Origin of the sequence: Mucilaginibacter gynuensis (assembly GCF_039541195.1) — a bacterium.
Lineage (GTDB): Bacteria > Bacteroidota > Bacteroidia > Sphingobacteriales > Sphingobacteriaceae > Mucilaginibacter > Mucilaginibacter gynuensis.
In genome coordinates this window covers 32,370-52,009 of sequence record NZ_BAABFT010000026.1, presented here as the reverse complement: position 1 = coordinate 52,009, position 19,640 = coordinate 32,370, and the positions used below count along the sequence as shown (strand labels likewise).

At 43.1% G+C, this 19,640-nt stretch carries 20 protein-coding genes and 1 tRNA gene; 13 read left to right on the top strand and 8 right to left on the bottom strand.

From position 1 onward, the window contains the following. Positions 1-25: 25 nt before the first annotated feature. Positions 26-643, top strand: coding sequence for a thermonuclease family protein (locus ABD894_RS26940; RefSeq protein ID WP_345214207.1), 618 nt, complete (start codon positions 26-28; stop codon positions 641-643). 327 nt (positions 644-970) lie between these two features. Here the strand turns inward: ABD894_RS26940 and ABD894_RS26935 are convergent, their stop codons facing one another. Continuing rightward, positions 971-1,831 (bottom strand): N-acetylglucosamine kinase, encoded by an 861-nt coding sequence (locus ABD894_RS26935; RefSeq protein ID WP_345214206.1) that lies wholly within the window; start codon positions 1,829-1,831, stop codon positions 971-973. A gap of 464 nt (positions 1,832-2,295) precedes the next feature. Between ABD894_RS26935 and ABD894_RS26930 the strand changes: the two genes are divergently transcribed. Both ABD894_RS26930 and ABD894_RS26925 read left to right on the top strand, forming a co-directional pair. Beyond that, positions 2,296-2,369 (top strand) — tRNA-Arg (locus tag ABD894_RS26930). A gap of 200 nt (positions 2,370-2,569) precedes the next feature. Next, positions 2,570-3,169 carry a hypothetical protein gene (locus tag ABD894_RS26925; protein ID WP_345214205.1) on the top strand — a complete coding sequence of 200 codons (600 nt, stop codon included), beginning with the start codon at positions 2,570-2,572 and terminating at the stop codon, positions 3,167-3,169. 277 nt (positions 3,170-3,446) lie between these two features. Here the strand turns inward: ABD894_RS26925 and gap are convergent, their stop codons facing one another. From gap to pfkA, 3 genes are read right to left on the bottom strand one after another with little or no spacing between them, the layout of a single operon-like run. Then, positions 3,447-4,442: a type I glyceraldehyde-3-phosphate dehydrogenase gene (gene gap / locus ABD894_RS26920; protein WP_345214204.1), complete on the bottom strand. Its 996-nt coding sequence runs from the start codon at positions 4,440-4,442 to the stop codon at positions 3,447-3,449. A gap of 5 nt (positions 4,443-4,447) precedes the next feature. Then, a complete protein-coding gene (locus ABD894_RS26915; RefSeq protein ID WP_345214203.1) occupies positions 4,448-5,296 on the bottom strand; it encodes a hypothetical protein in 849 nt (282 codons plus the stop codon). Between the two features lie 3 nt (positions 5,297-5,299). Further along, on the bottom strand, positions 5,300-6,286 hold the full coding sequence (gene pfkA / locus ABD894_RS26910; protein WP_345214202.1) for a 6-phosphofructokinase: 987 nt from the start codon (positions 6,284-6,286) through the stop codon (positions 5,300-5,302). A gap of 124 nt (positions 6,287-6,410) precedes the next feature. On the opposite strand from pfkA, the gene ABD894_RS26905 reads away from it, so the two are divergent. Then, complete coding sequence (locus ABD894_RS26905; RefSeq protein ID WP_345214201.1) at positions 6,411-7,121, top strand: NUDIX hydrolase; 711 nt, start codon at positions 6,411-6,413, stop codon at positions 7,119-7,121. 285 nt (positions 7,122-7,406) lie between these two features. Here the strand turns inward: ABD894_RS26905 and ABD894_RS26900 are convergent, their stop codons facing one another. After that, positions 7,407-8,084, bottom strand: coding sequence for a lipid-binding SYLF domain-containing protein (locus ABD894_RS26900; RefSeq protein ID WP_345214200.1), 678 nt, complete (start codon positions 8,082-8,084; stop codon positions 7,407-7,409). A 183-nt stretch (positions 8,085-8,267) separates the two neighbouring features. On the opposite strand from ABD894_RS26900, the gene ABD894_RS26895 reads away from it, so the two are divergent. Further along, entirely contained in the window at positions 8,268-9,254 is a 987-nt protein-coding gene (locus ABD894_RS26895; RefSeq protein ID WP_345214199.1) for a LuxE/PaaK family acyltransferase, read from the top strand. A gap of 59 nt (positions 9,255-9,313) precedes the next feature. Further along, the gene (locus tag ABD894_RS26890; RefSeq protein ID WP_345214198.1) at positions 9,314-10,057 is read left to right on the top strand and encodes a PH domain-containing protein; all 744 of its coding nucleotides are present in this window, start codon (positions 9,314-9,316) and stop codon (positions 10,055-10,057) included. 198 nt (positions 10,058-10,255) lie between these two features. On the opposite strand, the gene ABD894_RS26885 is transcribed toward ABD894_RS26890, so the two are convergent. From ABD894_RS26885 to tyrS, 3 genes are read right to left on the bottom strand one after another with little or no spacing between them, the layout of a single operon-like run. Further along, positions 10,256-10,735 carry an RES family NAD+ phosphorylase gene (locus tag ABD894_RS26885; protein WP_345214197.1) on the bottom strand — a complete coding sequence of 160 codons (480 nt, stop codon included), beginning with the start codon at positions 10,733-10,735 and terminating at the stop codon, positions 10,256-10,258. Then, a complete protein-coding gene (gene parS, locus ABD894_RS26880) occupies positions 10,713-11,207 on the bottom strand; it encodes a type II RES/Xre toxin-antitoxin system antitoxin (protein ID WP_345214196.1) in 495 nt (164 codons plus the stop codon). The genes ABD894_RS26885 and parS overlap by 23 nt, the downstream gene beginning before the upstream one ends. Before the next feature lie 39 nt (positions 11,208-11,246). Then, complete coding sequence (gene tyrS, locus ABD894_RS26875; RefSeq protein WP_345214195.1) at positions 11,247-12,530, bottom strand: tyrosine--tRNA ligase; 1,284 nt, start codon at positions 12,528-12,530, stop codon at positions 11,247-11,249. A gap of 130 nt (positions 12,531-12,660) precedes the next feature. On the opposite strand from tyrS, the gene ABD894_RS26870 reads away from it, so the two are divergent. The 7 genes from ABD894_RS26870 (at position 12,661) to ABD894_RS26840 (ending at position 19,638) form a co-directional block, all read left to right on the top strand. Further along, positions 12,661-13,332: a hypothetical protein gene (locus ABD894_RS26870; RefSeq protein WP_345214194.1), complete on the top strand. Its 672-nt coding sequence runs from the start codon at positions 12,661-12,663 to the stop codon at positions 13,330-13,332. A gap of 147 nt (positions 13,333-13,479) precedes the next feature. Beyond that, the gene (rpsA, locus tag ABD894_RS26865; RefSeq protein ID WP_345214213.1) at positions 13,480-15,441 is read left to right on the top strand and encodes a 30S ribosomal protein S1; all 1,962 of its coding nucleotides are present in this window, start codon (positions 13,480-13,482) and stop codon (positions 15,439-15,441) included. A 68-nt stretch (positions 15,442-15,509) separates the two neighbouring features. Beyond that, positions 15,510-15,905 carry an ACT domain-containing protein gene (locus ABD894_RS26860; RefSeq protein ID WP_345214193.1) on the top strand — a complete coding sequence of 132 codons (396 nt, stop codon included), beginning with the start codon at positions 15,510-15,512 and terminating at the stop codon, positions 15,903-15,905. Positions 15,906-15,983: 78 nt separating this feature from the next. Continuing rightward, positions 15,984-16,529 carry a bifunctional pyr operon transcriptional regulator/uracil phosphoribosyltransferase PyrR gene (gene pyrR, locus ABD894_RS26855; RefSeq protein WP_345214192.1) on the top strand — a complete coding sequence of 182 codons (546 nt, stop codon included), beginning with the start codon at positions 15,984-15,986 and terminating at the stop codon, positions 16,527-16,529. Positions 16,530-16,666: 137 nt separating this feature from the next. Beyond that, positions 16,667-17,593, top strand: a complete 927-nt coding sequence (locus tag ABD894_RS26850; RefSeq protein WP_345214191.1) for an aspartate carbamoyltransferase catalytic subunit — start codon at positions 16,667-16,669, stop codon at positions 17,591-17,593. Further along, a complete protein-coding gene (locus tag ABD894_RS26845) occupies positions 17,590-18,180 on the top strand; it encodes a hypothetical protein (RefSeq protein ID WP_345214190.1) in 591 nt (196 codons plus the stop codon). The genes ABD894_RS26850 and ABD894_RS26845 overlap by 4 nt, the downstream gene beginning before the upstream one ends. An 18-nt stretch (positions 18,181-18,198) precedes the next feature. Next, entirely contained in the window at positions 18,199-19,638 is a 1,440-nt protein-coding gene (locus ABD894_RS26840) for a serine hydrolase domain-containing protein (protein ID WP_345214189.1), read from the top strand. Positions 19,639-19,640: the final 2 nt, after the last annotated feature.

Sequence of the window (19,640 nt, the reverse complement as noted above, 5' to 3'; positions counted from 1 at the left end):
CCTTAGCCGCAAATTTTATATCGCCATGAATAAGCTGAGGCTGCTACTGATCTTCTTTTTAATTGCCGTTGCCGGGTGTAACCAAATGCCCGAAGACGTTTATAAGGTGGTAAAGATAAAAGACGGCGATACCATTGAACTGCTCAGCAGCGATTTTAAGAACATTACCATTCGCCTGGCCGAAATTGACTGCCCCGAAAAAGCCCAGGCTTACGGACAAGCCGCCCGCCAGTTTACCGCTCAACTATGCTTTGGCAAAGAGGTGCGCATACAAGGCGGCACGCAAGACCGCTATGGCCGTACCGTGGCTACAGTGCTTTTAACCGATGGTACCAACATCAACAACGAACTGGTAAAGAACGGCTACGCCTGGCAGTACAAAGCCTACTCCAAAAACAACCCCGAATTGGCGGCTTTAGAGCAACAGGCGCGCGAAGCACACCTCGGCCTTTGGCAAGATGCCAATCCCACCGAACCATGGAACTTCCGCAGGCATAAAACCGCAGGCAGCACCACCCAAAAAGCCGAAAAGAAACCCACCAAAAAGCCACGCAAAAAACGCCGCAAAAAGAAAGAGGTTGAAGAAGAACTGGAAACTACCATGATATTCCCTTGGGAAGGGTTTTGGTTAAGGGCGTGTTAAATGTCAGCAGATTTGTAAACACTCGTTGTCATTTCGAAACGCAGTGAGAAACTACTCTCTTGAGCGATAGCGAAAAATCTTCTTCATTATATAAGTAGCAGACTTGCAAGGCGAAGAATATCTCTCCCTACGGTCGAGATGACAAGAAAATCACACCCGCGGCTGTCATCCTGAGCCTGTCGAAGGATAGTGCGCAGAGGCCATTACCCACGTACCCTTCGACAGGCTCAGGGTGACAGGCCATTGCCTACCATGACAGTAGAAAATCCCACAAAAAAGCCCCGTTGATTGCTCAACGGGGCTTGATATATAAAATTCTTTTTTCTCTTATAATTGGCTTGGCGCAAGGTCAAGGTGGAATTTCACCAGGTCATCTATAGGTGAGCGGATGATCTTACCAACGGTCATGCCGTTTTCAGTAACCACTTCTTCTAACACGTTACGGAAGTTATAACCTACCGAACCGATACAGTTGAAAGTATATTTCTGATAATCAGGGTAACGTACTACCACATTGCGGAAGAAATCTTCGAACGAGGTACGAACCAGGTTACGTGAGTACTCCAAATGCACGTTGTTATCATAAACAAACTTGCTGAAGCTCGCGCAAAAACGGTTAGCTAAAGGTTTAGTGTAAACCTGCTCGTTAACGTCATCAGGCGTAAGCTTAAAGGTTTCCCAAAAGTTGTTACGCACAGCCTCGGGCATGTAACCGCGCAGATAATCAATCAGTAATTTTTTACCGATATGGCAACCGCTGCCTTCGTCGCCCAGGATGTAAGCGCCCGAATCAATATTTTGCAGAATGTTTTTACCATCATAAGTACAGGTATTCATACCCGTGCCCAAAATAGCGGCAAAGCCTTCAGTGTGGCCAAGCAACGCGCGTGCAGCAGCCAGCAAATCATGCCCGATATTCACTTTTGATGATGTAAACACAGCTTCCATTGCAACCCTGATCTGCGTACGCTTCTCATCTGTAGAACAGCCTGCACCATAATAATTAACCTCGGTGATCTTGTCTAACTGAAGGTCAGTAGGCAGGTTATCACGTAAAGATTGTATGATGTATTCTTTACTTACAAAGTAGGGGTTGTAACCCTCTGTATTAAAATATACTTTTTTGCCCTCTTCATTAACCAGGCACCAGTTTGTTTTAGTTGAGCCACCGTCGGCAATAATGATCATAGTGTTATTCTAATTATAATAATTCGGATAAAAGTATGATTTACTTATTGTAATAAGAACACTTTAGTTGCTAAAAATCGATTTTTTTTCAAAAAAGTGGCGATTTTTAAACATAGCCCCTATACTTTGTGCCATAATTGTATCGGCCGACCGCTTAAAACCAATACGAATATGGCATAAATGATGATATTTCGTCGTTAAGGTTATAAATCAGGCGGTTAACTGTTAATTGAACAATTCTTTTCAACAATTGATAGCACGGCATCGTACCGTTTACAACCTGTGCATTTGCCCTGTTTGCTAACAGGCAAAATAACGCTTACCCGTTTTAGCACTTTTGCTGTTTTCGGGCATAAAACGGAGTATAAAACCGGACCAAAAAGCGGGTGTAAAATTTAGGCAAAATCGGTATTGTCATTCCCATTCAATTTTCGCATATTTGCACCGCGAAAAATATTCGCAATGGTTCCATAGCTCAGCTGGATAGAGCAACTGCCTTCTAAGCAGTAGGTCTCAGGTTCGAATCCTGATGGAATCACTTAAAATTAAAAAATCGCTTTTTCAAATTTGAGAAAGCGATTTTTTTGTTTTGGTCACTTTGATTGATCAATTCAGTTAACTTACTCAATGTAAGCAACGAAACTCTCCAATAAAAATCTCAATCCGTTTGCAACCATTCTCACCCATGCATCGTCTTCATATAAATCGCCCCATTCCATAATTTATAGAAGAACCGTCATGAAGAAACCCATACTGCTTATTGCCCTCCTGTTGATTACCAGCACCCTGTTTAGTTTTACTTTTAAGGATGAGATAAAAAGCTGCTATCTGTCGTTCAAAAACGCGAACCACTTAAAAGCAACGGAAGCGGTACACTTGCCCGATCCTAACGCTAAAACCCGCACCATAATTACTGAAACCGGCGAAGTGCCTTTTGTTATTACCGATGCTTACCGCATACAATACAACAACAAGTACAAGGTTGAATTCGCCAATATAAAGATTGAGCAATCATCGCCCGAAAGTTATGCCGCCAACAAAAACAACCTGCTTAATAGCCTGAAATTCATCAACAAAAATTCCACAGGCATGGAAACTACCGACCTGATAGAATTGAGCTACAACGGTTACAAAATATATGGCATCAACCGCGAAAGCATTGATGATGGCAGTAACCTGGGTACTTTCGTTCTCTTTCCCGGAGATAATACCATCGTATACGTTTACTTCACTAATCAGCCGAAAAATAAGCGCAGCTTTAAAACCCGGGAAGAATATCTTGATCAGCGTAATACGTTTTTAGGAGAGTATACTGCGCATTTGATGAATTGTAAATAGTAGAGATTACGTAAAAAGCGCGCCATTGGGATTTTCATTCCCTCCTTGAGGAGGGGTGTGTTGGGAACTGCGTTGGCAGGGAGGTGTTTATGCGGCATCTCATAGAATAAACAACTATGAAACCCCTCCCTACACCCTCCCGAGGGAGGAAATCGCACATTGCCCCTACTCTTTTATCTTCAAACCACCTGAAGCTACAACACCGGCAAAAAAACTCATAAACGCACAAAGCCGACTAAAAAGCCGGCTTTGTGCGTTTTATGCAGAGAATTGGGTATTATAATTTACCTAATTCCTGAACAAGGTCAATCAGTTTGTTTGAATAACCCCACTCGTTATCGTACCAAGATACTACTTTAACGAAGTGATCATTCAATGATATACCTGCTTTGGCATCAAAGATAGAAGTACGTGAATCACCTTTAAAGTCTTCAGATACTACTTCATCTTCGGTATAACCAAGTATACCTTTTAAGTCTCCTTCTGAAGCTTCTTTCATAGCAGCTTTAACTTGCTCGTAAGATGCAGCAGTTTTCAATTTCACAGTTAAATCAACCACTGATACGTCGGCAACCGGAACACGGAATGACATACCTGTTAATTTACCTTTCAGTTCCGGAAGAACCAAACCTACCGCTTTAGCAGCACCTGTTGATGAAGGGATTATGTTTTGGTAAGCACCACGGCCACCTCTCCAGTCTTTTGCAGACGGACCATCAACTGTTTTTTGAGTAGCAGTTACCGCGTGGATAGTGCTCATCAAACCTTCTTCAATACCGAATTTATCATTCAATACTTTAGCTATAGGCGCTAAACAGTTAGTAGTACATGACGCATTTGAAACGATGTTTTGATCAGCTTTTAATTGTTTGTGGTTAACACCCATTACGAAAGTAGGGGTATCATCTTTAGCCGGAGCAGAAAGAACAACTTTTTTAGCGCCTGCGTCAATGTGTTTTTGAGCAGTATCCTGAGTTAAGAATAAACCGGTTGATTCGATGATCACTTCAGCGCCTACTTCACTCCATTTAAGGTTTGCAGGATCTTTTTCAGCAGTTACACGGATAGTTTTACCGTTTACTACAAGGTTACCACCTTCAACAGTTACAGTACCGTTAAATTTACCATGAGTTGAATCATATTTCAACATGTAAGCCATATAATCTGGCTCAATAAGGTCATTAATGCCAACTACCTCGATATCCGGGCGATCAATTGCTACCCTGAAAGCAAGGCGGCCGATACGGCCAAAGCCGTTAATTCCTATTTTCATAATTTTTAATTTTTGTTTGTATAGTACGTTAGTAAATTATTTATGGGGGTTCTTACAATACTCTCAATCTCTAAACCGGCATTGCCCGCCACTTCCTGTAAGTTATCCTGAAAGTGCATGGCCACCGAGCCCGAAAAATGTAGCCCTACACCGGGGTGCTGTTTGTGTAAGGGCAATACGTAAGTGCTGATCAGTTTATCAAATCCTGTATTAATCAATTGCTTTATATGGGCATCGTCGCGGTTTTCAATAAAAAAATCGTTGAACGAGCTCAAAAATAACGCCGGTTGCTTTTGCCTGTATACCTTATCCAGTATGGCATTGCGGTCGAACGTGTACTTTTTAGCAAATTTTTTGCTGATGCTATCCGGCAAGGTTTTACTCATAAATCCTTTTAGCAGCTGCTTTCCTAACCAATTACCTGAACCTTCGTCGGCCATAATGTATCCCAATCCAAAATTGTTAGAAGCAATTTTCCGGCCATCATACCAGGCAGCGTTGCTGCCGCTGCCGCATATGCATACAATGCCGGGTTTCTCTTTACAACAGCCCAAAGCAACGGCATCAATGTCATGCCCAACTGTCACTTTGGCAAACTTAAAGAAAGCGAAGAACGCGTTGCGCACCGTTGCCTTAAGCTCGTCTGTTGATACACCTGCGCCGTAAAAATATATTTTCTTAATTTCTTCGGCGTGGTGAATGAGGTTTATGTTTTTGTTGAAGAGTTGTATAATGTGCTTTTCATCATTAAAGTAAGGATTCATACCCGTGGTTCTGAAAGATGCCACAGTTCTTCCCTTATCTGCCAAACGCCAGTGCGCATAATGTGAGCCGCTATATACAACTGCTATCATTAATTATATCGATAGTATTTCCATCATCGCCATCAAATCGTCTTCCAGTTTAAATTCGTGTTGATTAAGCGCTTCTTCCAAATCTGTAAGTACGATGTGATTTGCCTGCAAACCTACCATTTTTTGCGATTCGCCGGCTATAAGCGCGTTTACCGCCGCGTAACCCAGCCTGCTGCCCAGTATACGGTCGAAACTGCTTGGGCTGCCACCGCGTTGCAGGTGCCCCAGTATGGTTACCTTAATATCGTAGTTCTTCACTTCCTTCTCTACCGCCTTGGCAATGTCATACACACCGCCATGCTTATCGCCCTCAGCTACTATAACTATACTTGATGATTTTTTATTGTAATGACCGGCTTTCAGGCTCACGATAAGCTCTTCGATAGCGGTTTCTTTTTCGGGCAGTAAAATAGCTTCTGCGCCGCATGATATACCTGCACGCAGGGCGATAGCGCCCGAATCGCGGCCCATTACTTCGATAAAGAATAAACGGTCGTGCGCATCGGCAGTATCACGTATTTTATCAATAGCCTCAATAACGGTATTGGTAGCGGTATCAAAGCCTAAAGTATAGGTAGAGCCGTACAGGTCGTTATCAATAGTACCCGGTACGCCTATTACAGCGATATCCGGAAACTTGCGCGAAAAACGCAGCGCGCCGGTAAAAGTACCATCGCCGCCTATTACTACTAAAGCATCGATACCCTGCGCTTTAAGGTTTTTATAAGCCAGCTCCATACCTTCATCGGTACGGAAAGCTAAACAACGTGCTGTTTTCAGAATAGTACCACCCAGGTTAAGTATATTACTTACCGAACGGTTATTCATGTCGTACATGTTATTATCGATAAGACCCTGATAACCTTGCCTTACCCCGGTAACCTGCAAGCCATGATAAAGGGCGGTTCTTACCACTGCCCTAATACAGGGATTCATTCCCGGCGCGTCGCCGCCGGAGGTAAGAACAGCAAGTTTTGAGATTTTTTGCATCTGATGTAAGCTATTCAAATTATGCCACGAAGATACTGTGTCTAAATTACACCATTAAATTTATTTTTAATTTTTTTGTTACGATATATGGCATATATTTAACTTTTTACTAAATACCAACGATTTGGAACAAGATTTACCTAAGTTCGACTCGGCGTTTTCGATTGACTGTGTGATATTTGGCTTTGAAGCCGGGGAACTGAAAATACTACTGATTGAGAGAAGCGCAGAACCTTTTAAAGACTGGTTTGCGCTGCCCGGCAACATAGTTGGGCACGATGAAAGCATTGATGATGGCGCGAAACGTATATTATATGAGCTTACCGGCCTGCGCAACATGCCTATACAACAGCTGCACACCTTTGGCGGCGTAAACCGTCACCCACTGGGCCGCGTAGTTACGGTGGCCTACTTCGCGCTGATACGTTTAACAGGCCAAAAAGAGCTTACTCCTATTACCGAATATGCCCGCAAAGCCTTTTGGCACCCGGTGAAAGAGCTGCCTACGCTGGCGTTTGACCATACCGAAATTTTCCAGACGGCCTTCCGCCGCATTCGCCGCAGGCTTAACTATCAGCCTATAGCATTTGATTTGCTGCCCGAGAAATTTACGCTTACCCAGCTGCAATCGCTTTACGAAGTGATACTGGACAAGCAGCTTGATAAACGTAACTTCCGTAAGAAGATGCTGAGCTATGGTTTTTTAAAGGAACTGCCCGAAAAGCAAAAAGGCGTATCATACCGCGCAGCCAAACTATACAAATTTGATCGCCGCAAATACAACAAGATATTCCAGAACGAGCTCAACCTCGACGCAGGCGGGCCGAAAGCATAAAAACCGACAAAGCCACTCTGAAAAGGGTGGCTTTGGTCGTTTAGAATAAATTCAGCTTCTATCTTGGTTTTGATGTGGGCGTTCCCCTCCTTCGTCGGGTCAGGCTTTCCGTTACAAGTCCTCATTTCGCTGCGCTGCATTCCGGGCTTTCCACTTCAATCCTTAACGCAAAGCTCATTACGCCTCAAACTCCGTGTAAATCTCTGCGTACTCTGTGGTTAAAATCGTCAAAGAAAAAGCCCGAACATTGCTGCCCGGGCTCCAATTAGCATCCTTTTACAAGGATTACAAAGAAGACAATGTTGCTTTCAGCTTATTAACGGCTTCGTCGGCACTTGCACCTGTATCGAATATAGTTTGCGAGGTAACGCCTTCGCCATAAAAATTAGCGTTAGATGACTTATCTATCGACAGGTTTGAACCATTGATACTGATACCCGCGAAGAGACCCTTACTGCGTGAGTAAGAGTAAATTTCAGCTTCCAGCTCATGATCGGTACTGGCACTTGAGTTGCGCCCTACCGGGCCAGCCGTAGCAGATACATCACCGCCGATGGTGAAATCGCCGTTTTTAACTTTGGTAAGCACGCCTTTGTTTTTGAATACCAAAACCAGGTCTACCGATTGTACACCAATTTGAAAACCGATACTGCCGCCTGTTAAAGTGATAAATACCGGGTTGCTCCATTTGCCGTTAGCCAGCTTTACCAGGCCTACACCTTTACCTCGTTTACCGCCAATGCCAAAACCGGCGTTAATCAGCTTAGGTATCACTACTACGCCTTCATATTCGGCCAATAAGTCGTGTGGTATGCTTTCTTTCATTTTGCTGAAGGCTACCAGCACATCTGATGATTTATTGATACGTTCGGTTTCTTTCTCTTTACCTGCATCAGTAGCCGAGGTAAGTATGAAAAATACGCTCAGTAAAAGAGGTAATTTCCAAAATTTCAATGCTTTCATGGGGTCTTTTATTTTAATTATTGTTTATTAAATTGTCGTTATCATTACAACCATTAAATACACGTGTTGTTTCTTAAAATGATGCAATGATAAAACGGTGGCAAAAATGTCTTTTTGTTATCATATTACCCGCATAGTAACGCAGAAATTGGCATATCTGTACATCTTCCTATCTTTGCCCCAATGAAGAAACCGGACAAACAACAGGTGTTTTCTGTAAGCAATGCTGCCAGTTTCACCAAAACGGCGCTACAAGTATTTAAATACCAGACCGCTCACTGTTTAGTGTATAATGAATTTATACAGGGGCTCAACATAAACCCTGCTTCAATAAAAAATATAAACGATATCCCTTTTCTGCCTATCGAGTTTTTTAAATCGCAGGCGGTGGTAACCTCGCATGATGATATTGAGGTTACCTTCACCAGTTCGGGTACTACGGGCATGATCACCAGCCGCCACCATGTTACCGATGCAAGCTGGTATACCGAAAGCTTCCGCAAGGCATTCAAACTGTTTTATGGCGATATAGAAAACTATACCATATTAGCCCTGCTGCCGTCGTATCTGGAGCGCGATGGGTCATCGCTTATTTACATGGTTGACGATCTGATAAAAACCTCGAATAACCCAGATAGCGGCTTTTACCTGTATAACCATACCGATCTTTTCCACCAGTTGAAAATACAGCAGGAACAAAAGAAACCCACCTTATTGATAGGGGTTACTTTTGCACTGCTCAATTTTATCGAATTGTTCGATATTGATTTTCCCGAGCTGATAGTAATGGAAACCGGGGGCATGAAAGGCCGCCGGAAAGAAATGATCCGCGAGGAACTGCACGAGGTATTATGCAAAGGCTTCGGCGTAAATGCCATTCATTCTGAATACGGAATGACGGAGCTGCTTTCGCAGGCCTACTCGAAAGGTGAAGGTATATTCAATTGCCCGCCATGGATACGTGTACTAACCCGCGATACCAACGACCCCTTCGCTATGCTGAATACCGATAAAACAGGCGGGATCAATGTGATCGATCTGGCTAATATCAACTCGTGCTCGTTCATAGCCACGCAGGATCTGGGGCGTATTTATGCCGATGGTTCGTTCGAGATACTGGGTCGTTTTGATAATGCCGACATCCGCGGTTGTAATTTATTGATAGCTTAAATCTTAACTTGCAACTAACAGATTATTGTTACTTTTGCGTATAGCATAATCGCATTGATATGATCGATAAGTTTTTAAATGAACAGCAGGATCCTGCTACAGTAGAAAAAGTTTACTCACGCCTGGTTGACCTGTTGACCACCGGCGAAGAGATATTATATATTGCCGTACAAAAAAAGCCGCTGGTAAACCTGCTGCCCGATTGTATTGCCATTACCAATAAACGTATTTTATTCTTTACACCTGCCAACCTTGGCCTGTCTATCAAGTTTGTTGATTTTGTATGGAAGGATGTAGTTGATGTAACTACCAAAGAAGAGATCATTGGCGCGGTGTTCAGCGTAAAAACTGTAAATGGTGCCGAAATGGGTGTTGATTACCTGCCTAAAGTACAGGCCCGTAAACTATATCAATACGCGCAGGAACGTAAAGAATCTGAACGCGAGGCACGCCGTCAGCGTGAGCTGGAAGAAAAACGTGCTGAATCAGGTTCGTTCCAATTTGAAAGGCCGAATAATGTGGTAGTACAGGCCCCGCCTGCCAAACCATATTTATCGCAACCCGAGCCGATTGCGATACCGGTATACGAACCCGAGCCTGAACCGGTACAAGTACAGCATCCGGAGCCTGTTCGCGCACCTGAACCGGTAGCAGCAGCACCTGCTTCTGAACCAGCCCCGGCACCATCAGCCGCCGATCAGCTTACCGAGAAACTGAAGAAACTAAAAATGTTATTCGACAACAACCTGATATCCCAGGAAGACTACAATCAGAAAAAGCAGCAATTACTTAGTGATCTATAGGCATTGGTCATTTGCTTCGCGGCAGTGGCTTCGCGTCATTTAGTCATTGTGGCATTAGGTCATTTTTGATTTTCATGCATTAGATGCATATCCAACAATAAGGAAAAAATGACTAATGACGCAACGCAAAATGCCCCAATGCCCAGAATCGATGACCTAATGACGCAATGACCAGAATTAATGACGCGAAGCTAACACCTAACTAAGTCTCTCGTCGAAAGTAAAGGGCTGGCGGTTTAGCACTTTTACTTTGTTGATATACGGATGGGCGGGATTAATGAGATAGTTGTATTCTGCGGGTACAATTACCGATGGTACTTTCATTAACAGGTATTCCTCTTTCTTCAAAAAAGCGTCTCCTATTTGCCGTAAGGCCATGGGCGATGACACATCTTGCCAGTTAACTGGCAGGTCATCAACGGTTACTTCTGTTACGCTGTTGTCTGGTGCTTCAATGGTTGCCAGGCAAAAGTTATTGGGGAGCATTAAAGGCGGCAGGTGCACCAATACCTCTAACACACACAAGGCACGGGTTGAGGCCAGGTAAAGCATGGCACGGCCTTCGCTATTCCAACGCCCGCCATATAAACGTGCGCCAGTACCGCTAAGGTCCTCAATATATTTACAGTTACTGATACGGTAAAGTATCATACTATCAGGCAAAAATACCGTACTCAATACGGCCAAGCTCTTTAAAAACCATATCAAACCCGGCAGACGTATCCAGTATAGTAACCGGCGCCTCGCCACGGAACACGCGCGATGGTGTTTTTATCCATGATTTGAATTTATCCATAGAGCCGAACACTTCCTCGCCGCGGGTATACAGGCGGGCAAGCTCAACGGCCTTTTCGGCGTATTCTGTTTTTATAATGGCATCATCATCGTAGCGTTGTAAGGTGCGCTCAGATATATGGAGGATGTTTGATAACTCCTGAATGTTAAGGGAAATCTTTTTAGCTAATGATAACAGCACACGCTTAGGGAAGCCCTGCCTTGCCAGTTTAATTATGTCAAAATCATTAGATACCGTTACTGATTTGGTATTGCCCAATAAACTGTAAAAAGAAACTACAGGCTGCGCCATATAAGCTACGGCAGGTTCCTGTAGTTCATTTTTTATATCATTATGTTTAGTTTTATACGACATATATACAAATATAATTACCATTTGTCGTATTTGCAAATTTTATTCCGCAATTATCAGGAAGTAATTCCTCTTTCCTTTTTGCGCTACAAGGTATTTGCCACCAATCAGGTTTTCAGTATTAAATACGTCATCAGGGGTAGCAATTTTGTTTTTATTGATAGCTACACCGCCGCCCTGTATCATCTTTTTAGCTTCTCCTTTTGAGGCGAAAACCGCTGTTTTTGCAGCCAGCAAATCGGTAGCATTAATACCTTCACGCAATTCATCAGCACTGATGGTGTAATTTGGTACGCCTTCAAACAAACCTTTTACTTCGGCATCATTCAGTTCGTTTAAAAACTCAATGTTAACATTACCAAACAAAAACTCTGATGATTTAATGGCTTTTTCATATTCAGCCTCGCCATGTACACGTATGGTAATATCCTTGGCTAAGGCTTTCTGCAATACTCGTAAATGAGGTGCTGCATCCTGCTCTGCTTCTAAAGCCTCAATAACATCCTTTTCAAATAATGTAAATATACGGATGTAGCTCTTGGCATCTACATCGGTAGTGTTCAGCCAAAACTGGTAAAACTGGTATGGCGATGTACGCGCAGGGTCAAGCCATACCGCGCCGCTTTCGGTTTTACCGAATTTGGTACCATCGGCCTTTTTAATTAGTTGGGTAGTTAAAGCGTATGCCTCACCTGCATCCTTACGGCGAATAAACTCGGTACCCGTAACAATATTACCCCACTGATCGCTGCCGCCCATTTGCAGTACGCAGTTATGGTTTTTCCATAAGTAGTAAAAATCATAGCCCTGCACCAATTGGTAAGTAAACTCCGTGAACGACATACCAGTATCGCCCTCCAAGCGTTTCTTTACCGAATCTTTAGCCATCATGTAATTAACGGTAATGTGCTTACCTACATCGCGGATAAAATCTAAAAAAGTAAAGTTCTTAAACCAATCGTAGTTGTTTACCATTTGCGCGCTGTTGGCACCTGCGCTAAAATCCAGGAATTGCTCCAGCTGTTTTTGAACCGATTCAAGATTATGTTGCAACACATCTTCCGACAGCAGGTTACGCTCCTGTGATTTACCCGACGGATCGCCAACCATACCGGTAGCGCCGCCAACCAAAGCATAAGGCTTGTGGCCCGCGCGCTGAAAGTGGATCAGCGTCATGATCTGGGTAAGGTGGCCTACGTGCAGCGAATCGGCAGTAGGGTCAAAACCAATATATCCTGATGCCATGCCTTTATTCAGCAGTTCTTCAGTTCCGGGCATTATATCGTGCAGCATGCCGCGCCAGCGTAATTCTTCTACAAAGTTCATTGTGTAATATTTCAAAGCTTGCAAAGATAAAATAATAAGGTAAAATCCTTTTTTTTAGTGAAATGAACCTTATATATCATATTACTTTAGTACATTACGTTATATACTATCATTAACAGGCCGGGTATCTATGAACTTTTTGTCGCACTATTACTTTGACCGCAGCACCACCAGTTGTTACTTTGTGTTGGGCACCGTACTGCCCGATCTGTTAAAGAATGCAGACAAAAACATCATACTGCACCCCGAAAAACTCCACCATACCAATAGCCACGTTAACGATATTATAAAAGGCTGGAACAAACACCTTGAGGTAGATCGTTACTTCCATTCCTCCCCGTTCTTCACGCATCATTCGCACAATTTAAAACTGAAATTACTGCCCGCCATTGAAGGCTCGCCTGTAAAACCCTTCTTTTTGGGCCATGTGGCGCTGGAGCTGATATTGGATAACCTACTGCTCACCACAGGGCAAATACAGGTAGATGAATTTTACAATCACTTAGGCTCGTGCGATGAAAAAGTGATTGCCGAGTTTCTGCATTTCGGCGGGATGGCCAACAGTACCATCTTCTTTAACTTTTTTGATGTATTTAAAAACGAAGGCTACCTGCACACCTATGCCGATACGCAAAAAATAGCTTACGCGCTAAAGCGGATATGCATGCGTATCTGGAAAAACCCCTTCACCCCGGCGCAGGAAGCCGCTATGGACGATGTAATTATAGCCTACCGCGAAGAGTTACTGGAAAGCTACCTCGCTATATTTAACGATATAGAAAAACAGCTGAGCCATTCTTAAGCATCGAACAACAGCAATCATTTTCTATAAAATATAAAAAAGCCTTAAAAATCAGCATTTAACATTAAATAAATTTTTTTGTACCAAAAATATATCCGTACCTTTGCAGTCCCAATTATTGTTGGGAAAAAGGAGAAAATTTATTTAATGGCAAAAAAACAAGAAGCAGAAAAAGAATTAAAAGCTAAAGAGGCTGAACTGGGTACGGTTCAGGCTTCAGCAGAAAAAGAAACAATTGAATCAGAAGCTGATTCATTCTCAATCGACGACATCAAACTTCAATTGGCTACTCCAAGTGCCGATTTTGACTGGGATGCTGACGAGAAAAAATTTGGTAACTACAGCGATAGCGACCGTGAAAAATTCGAAAAACTTTATGATGGCACTTTCAGCTCTATCACTAAAGGCGAAATCATCACCGGTACTGTTGTAAGTGTTAACAACAAAGATGTGGTATTAAACGTAGGTTTTAAATCTGACGGTTTAGTATCAGTTTCTGAATTCCGTGATACACCTGATCTTAAAGTAGGTGACAAAGTTGAAGTTTTTGTTGAATCACAAGAAGATGCTAACGGTCAGTTAGTACTTTCACGTAAACGCGCTAAAACACAACAATCATGGGAGCGCATTAATTCAGCTTTAGATAACGACGAGATCATTACCGGTTTTGTTAAGAGCAGAACTAAAGGTGGTTTGATCGTTGATATAATGGGCGTTGAAGCCTTTTTACCAGGTTCACAAATCGATATCAAACCTATCCGTGATTACGATGTGTACGTTGGTAAAACAATGGAATTCAAAGTTGTTAAAATCAACCACGAATTCAAGAACGTTGTGGTATCACACAAAGTGCTTATCGAAGACGATCTTGAAAACCAAAAAACTGAAATTGTTGCACGCCTTGAAAAAGGTCAGGTATTGGAAGGTACCGTTAAAAACATTACCGACTTCGGTGTATTCATCGATTTGGGTGGCGTTGACGGTTTATTGCACATTACCGATATCTCTTGGGGTCGTATCGAGCATCCGCGTGAAGTATTGGCACTTGATCAGAAGATCAACGTGGTTGTACTTGACTTTGATGACGAGAAAAAACGTATCGCCCTTGGTTTAAAACAACTTACTCCTCACCCTTGGCAAAACCTTGATGAAGCTATCCAGATAGGTTCAAAGGTTAAAGGAAAAATTGTTACCGTTGCTGATTACGGCGCATTCCTTGAAATCACTTCAGGTGTTGAAGGTTTGATCCACGTATCAGAAATGTCATGGTCACAAAACCTGCGTAACCCACAAGAATTCCTGAAAGTTGGCGACGAAATCGAAGCTCAGGTGTTAACACTTGATCGCGAAGAGCGCAAAATGAGCTTAGGTATCAAACAACTGACTCCTGATCCATGGCAACAAGCTGCTGAGCGTTACGCTGTTGGTACACAACACGTTGCTACAGTTAAAAACATGACCAACTTTGGTGTGTTTGTTGAACTGGAAGACGGTATCGATGGTTTGATCCACATCTCTGACCTTTCATGGTCTAAAAAGATCAATCACCCTAACGAATTCACTAAAGTAGGTGAGAAATTAGACGTGGTAGTTCTGGAACTTGATGTTGAGAACCGCAAACTGAGCTTAGGTCACAAACAACTGGAAGAAAACCCTTGGGATACTTTCGAAACCATCTTTACTGTTGATTCAGTACATGAAGGTACCGTATTAAAAGTAACCGACAAAGGTGCTATAGTTGCATTACCTTACGGTGTTGAAGGCTTCGCGCCAACTAAACACCTGGTTAAAGAAGACGGTACCAGCCTGAAAGCTGAAGAAACTGCCGACTTCAAGATCATCGAGTTCGGTAAAGACAACAAACGTATCGTTATTTCACACTCACGTATATGGGAAGAAGCTCGTGCTGATGCTCGTGTACAAGAATTCGAAAACCGCAAGAAAGAAGCAAAATCTGCAAGCAACGCGGTTAAGAAAGTGAAAGATTCAGTTGAAAAATCAACTTTAGGCGATCTTAGCGTTCTTGCTCAATTAAAAGAGCAAATGGAAGGTGCAGAAAGCAAAGCTAAAAAAGCTGCTGCTGCAAAATCTGAAGAAGAAGCTAAATAAGCTTATAGATAAACTATCTTTAAAGCCTCCCGGTGCAAACCAGGGAGGCTTTTTTATGCAATAACAATATGAACGGCGAAACCAACCTGCAACAACTGCTCAAAAACATGACGCCCATCCTTAACCCCGGCGATTATGTATACTGCACCTTACCCAATAAAAGCACAATCAACTTGGCCGATGTTGTTTGTACTTTCAGAGAAGAGGAAGGACTTACCGTGATCCTTAAAAAAGAAATAGCCGATAACCATGGGCTGCCTTATACTTATGTGGCTGCCTGGCTTACCTTAACGGTGCATTCGTCATTAGCGGCTACCGGGCTTACCGCCGCATTCGCAGGCGCTTTGGCCGATGCTGGTATCAGCTGCAATGTAGTGGCGGCTTACTACCACGATCATATTTTTGTAGCTAAAGCAGATGCCGAAAAAGCTTTAAATGTGCTTAAAAAGCTCTCGGCACAATAAATAACCGGGTACAAGGTGGAGAACTCCTATTTTGAAACTCCCAACAATTTTATACCTTTGCCCAAATCCAACCCAACGATGCTTAATCTCACACTGCTCGACGGACAAAAATTCCAGGTAACTATTCAACGTTTATGTCGTCAGTTAATTGAAAACCATAACGACTTTTCCGGCTCCGTACTGATAGGTATACAGCCGCGCGGCATTTATTTAGCCAAACGTGTTGCCGAAGAACTCCGCAAGATATTACCCGATAAAACCATACTACAAGGCGACCTTGATATCACCTTTTACCGCGACGATTTCCGCAGACGCGAATCGCAGCTGGTGCCTAATCAAACCAAAATAGATTTTATTATTGAAGGCAAAAAAGTGATCATGATGGACGATGTACTGTGGACAGGTCGTACTATACGCGCCGCCATGGATGCCATGCTGGCTTTTGGCCGCCCCGAAAAGGTAGAACTGCTTACCCTGGTTGACAGGCGTTACTCGCGCCACATCCCCGTAGCGGCAGATTATGTAGGCATCGAGGTAGATTCCATCGCATCACAAAAAGTAGTGGTGAGCTGGAAAGAAACCGATGGAGAAGATAAGATAGTACTACTATCTGAAGTGAAATAAATTTGATTTCGGATTTCGGAATTACGATTTCGGATTTGGAAGGAAATCAACGAATAGATAAACAGAAGTAAATAAATTAAAAGGGAAACCGGCATCAGTAAATTCGAAATTGAACATCCGAAATCTCAAATCAAATTATGGCAGGACTAAGCACAAGGCATCTATTAGGAATTAAAGATTTAAACGCGGCAGATATTCAATTGATTTTTGAAACGGCCGACACCTTTAAATCTGTATTGAACCGACCGATCAAGAAAGTGCCTTCGTTGCGTGATGTAACCATTGCCAACATCTTTTTCGAGAATTCTACACGTACCCGTTTATCGTTTGAACTGGCCGAAAAGCGCCTTTCGGCAGATGTGGTAAACTTTGCCGCTTCTTCATCATCGGTAAGCAAGGGCGAAACCCTGATAGATACTGTTAATAACATACTGGCCATGAAAGTGGATATGGTGGTAATGCGCCACCCTTATGCCGGTGCCGGTATCTTCCTGTCGAAACATGTAAAGGCACAGATAGTAAACGCGGGCGACGGCGCGCATGAGCACCCTACCCAGGCTTTGCTTGATGCCTTCTCTATCCGCGAAAAATATGGCGACGTAGCCGGAAAGAAAATAGTGATAGTGGGTGATATATTACACTCTCGCGTGGCCCTTTCAAACATTCTTTGCCTGAAACAATTAGGCGCCGAAGTGATGGTGTGCGGTCCAACCACGCTGATCCCGAAATACATTGGCTCGTTAGGTGTAAAGGTAGAGCATAACCTAATAAAAGCCCTTAACTGGTGCGATGTGGCCAATATGCTGCGCATCCAGCTGGAACGTCAGGATATTAAATACTTCCCATCGCTGCGCGAATACACGATGCTTTACGGCTTAAACAAGCAGATATTGGATAGCCTTGATAAAGAGATCACCGTCATGCACCCGGGCCCTATCAATCGTGGCGTGGAGATCACCAGCGATGTGGCCGATAGTAAACAATCAATTATATTAGATCAGGTGGAAAATGGCGTAGCCATCCGCATGGCGGTACTCTACCTGCTTGCCGGTCAAACCCCATGATAATACGAGATAAAAAAAAGCTGCTGTGGTTTCTGCGTTTTGGCAAAGTCAAAGCATGCGTTTTTTATTTCATATTCATCATTACCATCTACGCTTTAGTTAACACCATTTTTGCAGTAATATCAAGCTTTTTTACCGGGGCCGACCTTTTGCAGGAGATACAGACGAACGAGCTGCTGAACTACTTCGTACTTGTTTATGCGGGTTACATGTCGTGGCATTTTTATGATGACGCTGTAGAGCGGCTTAACAACGACCAAAAACTAAAGCAAAGAAACCTCACCGAAGAAGACATCAAGAGAATAGCGTTTACAAAAAACTGGGCCGAAACAAGAAAGAAAGGCGCGGTTGCCTATTGCTTATACGATGGCGGCCTTATTGCGGGTATGTTGCTGCTCATCCCGGTGTCGTTCATTATGTTTTCGGTAGTTGCGCCCTCAAACAGGTTATTTGATGAGTTTAAAGATTTAACGCTGTTTATAGGCCAAAACATAATAATATGTTATGTGGCCGGTTGTATATTATACAGCCTAAGGTGGACTTATAACGAGCGCAAATTTACCCGGCTAACTACCTTTATACCATAACCCTTTAATTATACAGGCATGCTGCACACAATCAATAACCGTATATATTCTCTATTGTTAATGATACTTTTCGCCGTACCTGTATCGGCACAAAGCTTACAGCAACGCAAAAATGATTCGGTATTTGTAAAGGTTAAAGAGTTTTTTAACACGCAGGATGCAGAGGGGATTTATAGTTTGACGGGTGAGAGTTTCAGGAAAGAGCTAAGTGCGGATGCTTTTAAAACCATTGCCACCACGCAACTTTTCCCGATAGGGAAGATCAATTCATCAACGTTAATAAGTTTTGTGAATAACCAGTTAAGTACTTACAAGCTGGAATTCGGCACGGTTACGCTGCAATTACTCATGACTTTGGATGACAAGGATAAACTGGGCATGTTCCTCTTTCAACCTTATAAAGAAACGTCTCCGGAAAAACTGATAGAGGCCGCTACTTCAAACCCCTTAAAAACACCTGCCGATAAAGCCATTGATTCGATAGCCCGTAAATACATACAAAAGGGCAATACCGTTGGCCTAAGCATCGGCATACTTAAAAACGGACAAATAAGTACTTATGGTTACGGCGAAACCACCATCGGCAACAAGAAATTACCCGATGCCAATACGCTTTTTGAAATTGGTTCTATTTCTAAAACGTTCACTGCGGTATTGCTTGCTTACTATGTTAACGAGGGTAAAGTGAAACTAACCGATCCGGTAACGAAATACCTGCCCGATAGCGTGGCTGCCAATCCTGAACTGCAACAAATTACATTGCTTAGTCTGAGCAACCATACATCAGGCCTGGCACGTATGCCGGATAACTGGGAGAAACAGGCTTTCGAACCACTTAATCCTTATAAAAACTACAACAAGCAATTGCTTTTCGCTTATCTGAAAAATTGCAAGCTTGAAACCAAACCCGGTGAAAAATATGCCTATACTAATCTTGGTGTTGGCTTGTTAGGTATAGCCCTCGAAAAAATAAGCGGTAAAAGCTATGAGGTAATGGTAAAAGAACTGATAGCAAAGCCATTGGGCCTAAAAAGCACGGTACAGCATATTACACCCGAACTTGCCCCGCGTTTTGTAACCGTATACAATGCCGAAGGCAAAGCCACCCCGGCCTGGGATTTTGATGCCCTTGCCTCATGCGGTGCCCTACGCTCAACTGTAACCGATTTGCTGGCCTACGCCAAAGCCAATATGCAAAGCGCAACCGGTACAAGCAAACCGGCCAAAGCCATGGAACTTACCCATCATATTACTTTTGAAAAAGACGCTAAAATGGGCTTAGGCTGGCATATCATTTTTGTAGATGGCGTTAACTACATTTTCCATAACGGGGGCACCTACGGCAGCAGCAGCTTCCTGGCTTTCAATACCGAAAAGAACCTCGCCGTAGTAGTATTATCAAACGCCGCCGAAAGTACCGACGGTTTGGGAACCGAGCTGCTGAAGAAACTACAATAGTG